Source organism: Staphylococcus sp. EG-SA-2, from assembly GCF_017152085.1.
Genome location: NZ_JACYHC010000475.1, coordinates 1 through 4,584, shown reverse-complemented (window position 1 = coordinate 4,584; position 4,584 = coordinate 1). Strand labels below are relative to the sequence as shown.

At 32.0% G+C, this 4,584-nt stretch carries 4 protein-coding genes; 1 reads left to right on the top strand and 3 read right to left on the bottom strand.

Going from position 1 to position 4,584, the window contains the following annotated elements; genetic code table 11:
- From IDG60_RS07080 to IDG60_RS07070, 3 genes are all read right to left on the bottom strand, one after another.
- The coding region (locus tag IDG60_RS07080; protein ID WP_206160579.1) for a molybdopterin-dependent oxidoreductase at positions 1-1,136 on the bottom strand (1,136 nt) is incomplete at its 3' end.
- A gap of 602 nt (positions 1,137-1,738) precedes the next feature.
- Positions 1,739-2,686, bottom strand: a complete 948-nt coding sequence (locus IDG60_RS07075) for an LCP family glycopolymer transferase (protein WP_000831055.1) — start codon at positions 2,684-2,686, stop codon at positions 1,739-1,741.
- 132 nt (positions 2,687-2,818) lie between these two features.
- Positions 2,819-3,616, bottom strand: a complete 798-nt coding sequence (locus IDG60_RS07070) for an inositol monophosphatase family protein (protein WP_000130454.1) — start codon at positions 3,614-3,616, stop codon at positions 2,819-2,821.
- A gap of 384 nt (positions 3,617-4,000) precedes the next feature.
- Between IDG60_RS07070 and IDG60_RS07065 the strand changes: the two genes are divergently transcribed.
- Positions 4,001-4,584 (top strand): helix-turn-helix transcriptional regulator (locus IDG60_RS07065; RefSeq protein ID WP_164825701.1); only part of this gene is annotated, 584 nt, incomplete at its 3' end.

Here is a 4,584-nt window from a genome sequence, read left to right as displayed (position 1 = left end):
CCAATAACTTGTCTTGCTAATTTTTGCATTAAATACGATTCTTCATTCGTCGCTTTAGAAGAAGAAATGAATGATAGTGCATCTGGGCCATACTTTTCTTTAATAGATGTAAAATTATCTGCAATGACATTTAAAGCTTCATCCCATTCTACTTCATGGAACTCACCATTTTTCCTTACTAGTGGTTTAGTTAAGCGTTGATCTGAATTAATATGTCCCCATGAAAACTTACCTTTAACACAAGTCGCAATTTTATTTGCTGGAGAATCATGTGATGGTTGTACTTTTAAAATTTCTCTATCTTTAGTCCAAACTTCAAATGAACAACCCACACCACAATAAGTACACACTGTTTTAGTTTTCTTAATACGCTCTTTACGCATTTCTGCTTCTGAATCTGAGATTGCAAATAGTGGACCATAACCAGGTTCTGCTTTTTTAGTTAAATCAATCATTGCTGCTAATGAACCAGGTTCCGTATCAGTCATATAACCCGCATTACCTTCCATATTCACTTCCATCATGGCATTACATGGACATACAGTTGCGCATTGACCACAAGATACACATGACGATTCATTAATTGGTACATCATTATCCCAAATAACACGTGGATGTTCACGATCCCAATCAATTCTAATAGTTTCATTCACTTCGATATCTTGACATGCTTCTACACAACGCCCACATAAGATACATTGATTTGGATCATAACGATAAAATGGGCCATAATCCTTTTCATATGGCTTCTCTTTATATTCATACGTTTGATGCTGAAGCCCCCATGCATCCATCGTATTATGAATTTCACAATCACCATTATTATAATCACATACTGTACAATACAGCATATGCTTTTCTAAAATTCGATCAAGCGCTTCTTTTTGAGCATCTTTCACATCATTGTTCACAGTATTTACAGTCATTGGACGATCAATCACCGTACTACATGAACGTTCAATTTTACCGTCAATCTCAACAGTACATGTATCACATGTTTGAATTGGTCCCATCGACTCGTTATAACAAATTGAAGGTACAAAAGTATCTTGTGATTTAATAAATTCAAGTAAATTCGTACCTGGTTCTACAAGATAATCTTTTCCATCAAGTGTAACCACCAAATGTTCTTGCATATTACTCACCCCGTCTATATATATTTTCCGTAAATGACTTTTAATAAATTGCTCATATCCACCTAAAATAACGATGCCCCACACATCTTTCAGATAGAATTAATTTAATTGTATTACTTTATGTACTAGTTGTTAAGTGAAATTTTGTATTTTGCCTTTTTACAATCATTTTTATTTGAAATATTTTGCGCGAAATTAAATCATCTTTTTGTTTAATTGAAAATAATTATCATTATTAGTTTTCCAATTATCTATTTCACGCTTTTCAGTCATATCTTTCACAACCTTATTAATGACAATACTTAATAATCACCTCACCTAAAAATCGTTATACTATTTATAAATACCCTTTTTCTGAAAATTAATAACCCAAGTTTGATAAATATCTACTACCATTTAGAAGGTAATATTTATCTTTAAATTAAATTTGTAATGGATTAATTTATAAAAATCAAATCAGGCATTAAATAAAATAGCCCATAAATACAAAGTGTTATCACCTTCTATTTACGGGCTATTAGTTCTATTCGTTATTCTATTTACAGATCATTCTATCTAATTAATTTGTGTACAATTTTGATAACTTATTTTCCCTTAGTTTACTACTCTAGATTATCTTTTAATAACTTAGTACTTTCAGCTTTTGACTGCTCACTAGGAATGAAGTAGTACAATCCGTCACTTTGAATGCCGCCTTGACCACTCAATTGATGTTTATTAATCGTGTCATTAGCATCTTTATAATTGCTTCTAATCGTATTCAAATCACCTAATGTTAAATCTGTTTTAACATTATTTTGAATTTCATTCATTAGACTATTAAAATGTGTAATCGATGATGGGCTTGCAATCTTATTGGCCATCGCTTCAAGCACAATTTGCTGACGTTGTTGTCGACCAAAGTCACCACCAGCACCTTCTTCTTTACGACTTCTAATAAACTTCAATGCTTGATCACCATTTACATGTGTCTGCTGTCCTTTTGTAAAACGAACACCATCAACAGTGAATGTATCATTACTTACTACATCAACACCGCCGATGCTATCTATCATATTATGCAAACCATCCATATCGATTGTCGCATAATGATCAATTGGCACATTCATTAATTTTTCAAGTGATTTAACAGCCATATTTGGTCCACCATATGCATAGGCATGTGCAATTTTTTCAGTAGTACCACGGCCAACAATTTCCGCTCTTGTATCACGCGGTATACTTACTATTTCAGTTTTCTTCGTTTTAGGGTTGATAGATAAAATCATAATACTATCACTACGCTCTCCGCCACCCTTTTTCTTACGATCAGCATCTGAATCGACACCAAATAAAGCGATTGTGAATGGATCACCATCGTTTAAACTCACTTTTTTATCTCTTAATTCTGAATGATTGCGATCTAACGGATTGTGTATCTTATTACCAGTAATAAAAATTTTAGCAGCTACATACACAACAGCTACAATCGCTAAGATTACTAAAATACCGAATACCCATAAAAATATTTTTTTCGGTAGGCTCATTTTACTTTTAGACGAACGTTTCAATCCCACCACTCCTTTACTATTCCTTACATACTTTGTCTGTTTTCTCTATTTATTATATAGTAAAATAATTTTTTTACTATACTTCTGTAGACGTATAACTATTTTTTATCATTTTTTATCTCTAGAGAATATCTATCTGTATTTTTGATAACCACCATTTGCATTTAAAATTTTAAGTACCGTTTCATGACATGCTTTATTACTTATAATAAAAGGTGCACCCTTTAAATGATCAATTGCCTTACCATCTAAAGTCGTCATTTTTAGATTCAATAGTTCTGCAAATAAAAACTGTGCAGCAATGTCCCAAGGTTTAGGATTTGTATTAATATGTGCCCCAAATTGACCTTTTGCCACTCGCATAGAATCTAATCCGCAAGCACCAACTAAACGATAACTAAATGAGGCGTCAAATAAATCTTGCACCGTATCTAGATTCATCACTTGTGCATTAAACGATATAATAGCGTCTTCCAATTTTAACGATGGTGGTTCTTCCATCTTAATTCCATTACAAAAAGCACCTTCTCCTCGTATTGCTTTATAAAGCTTTTTATGCGGATAATCATATACGTACGATAACATTGGTTTACCTTCATAAAAATACGCCAATATAATACAATAATCTTCTTGCTGTTTTACTAAATTGGCAGTTCCATCAATGGGATCCATAATCCATAAATGATTAATTTCATTCGTAATCATTTCATTACTTTTTTCTTCCGCTAATAGTTGGTGTTCCGGAAAATGTGTTGCTAAAAATTGTTGGAATTGTTGTTGAATCTGTTTATCTACATTTGTAACTAAATCAAATCGATGACGCTTAGTTTCTGTAGTCATTTCCATAATTAATTGCGGAATAACATTGTCTATTTGTTTCAACCACGAACATATTAACTTATCTATTTGCTGTAATGTTTTATCTGTCATTTCGTCCACCACTTCTCATATCATTATCATTTTATTATTACCCTATATTAAAAGAATCAACAATACAACTGAAGACTTCTTCATTTTATGCATAAAAAAATCGGCTAGTCACGTGCTAGCCGACAAATAGAAAGGAAAGTAAGTAATAAATATTGAAGATGTTGTGATGTAACTTGAACGATTAAAAGCTATCTGTTATATAGCTCTACCCCTTTGTTTAATCGCTCCCCCTGTTACAAGTAATATCATAGCACAATCTTTTTTAAAATGTAAGCGTTTTCCACAAAATTTTTACGATTTTTTTTAAAAGATATTGAAAATGTCCTCATTGTCACTCTTATGTTATACTTTGTGTAATATATCATCTTTTAGGAGGTGGCTGTCATGAATAAAGCTGAAAGGCAAAATTTAATAATTACTGCAATTCAACAAAATAAAAAAATGACCGCTTTAGAATTAGCTAAATATTGCAACGTATCCAAACGCACAATTTTAAGAGATATTGATGATTTAGAAAATCAAGGTGTTAAAATTTATGCGCATTATGGGAAAAATGGTGGTTACCAAATACAACAAGCACAATCTAAAATTGCATTAAACTTATCTGAAACACAATTATCGGCCTTATTTTTAGTGCTTAATGAAAGTCAGTCGTACTCGACATTACCATATAAAAGCGAAATCAACGCAATTATAAAACAATGTTTAAGTCTTCCACAAACACGCTTAAGAAAATTGCTTAAACGCATGGACTTTTATATTAAATTTGATGACACACAACATATGACACTCCCAATGCTGTTTTCCGACATTTTAATTTATTGTACAGAACGAAATGTGATGTTAGTAGATCATAGGGTTGATGATAATATTAAAGCTGAAAACGTTATATTTATTGGCCTTTTGTGTAAACATGGACATTGGCATGCAGTCATTTATGACATTGCTCAAGACAAAACTGCCGAACT

What these genes read in the sequence shown, in the direction of transcription:
- IDG60_RS07070 (WP_000130454.1), bottom strand. Translation starts at nt 3,616, where the DNA reads ATGACAGATAAAACATTACAGCAAATAGATAAGTTAATATGTTCGTGG.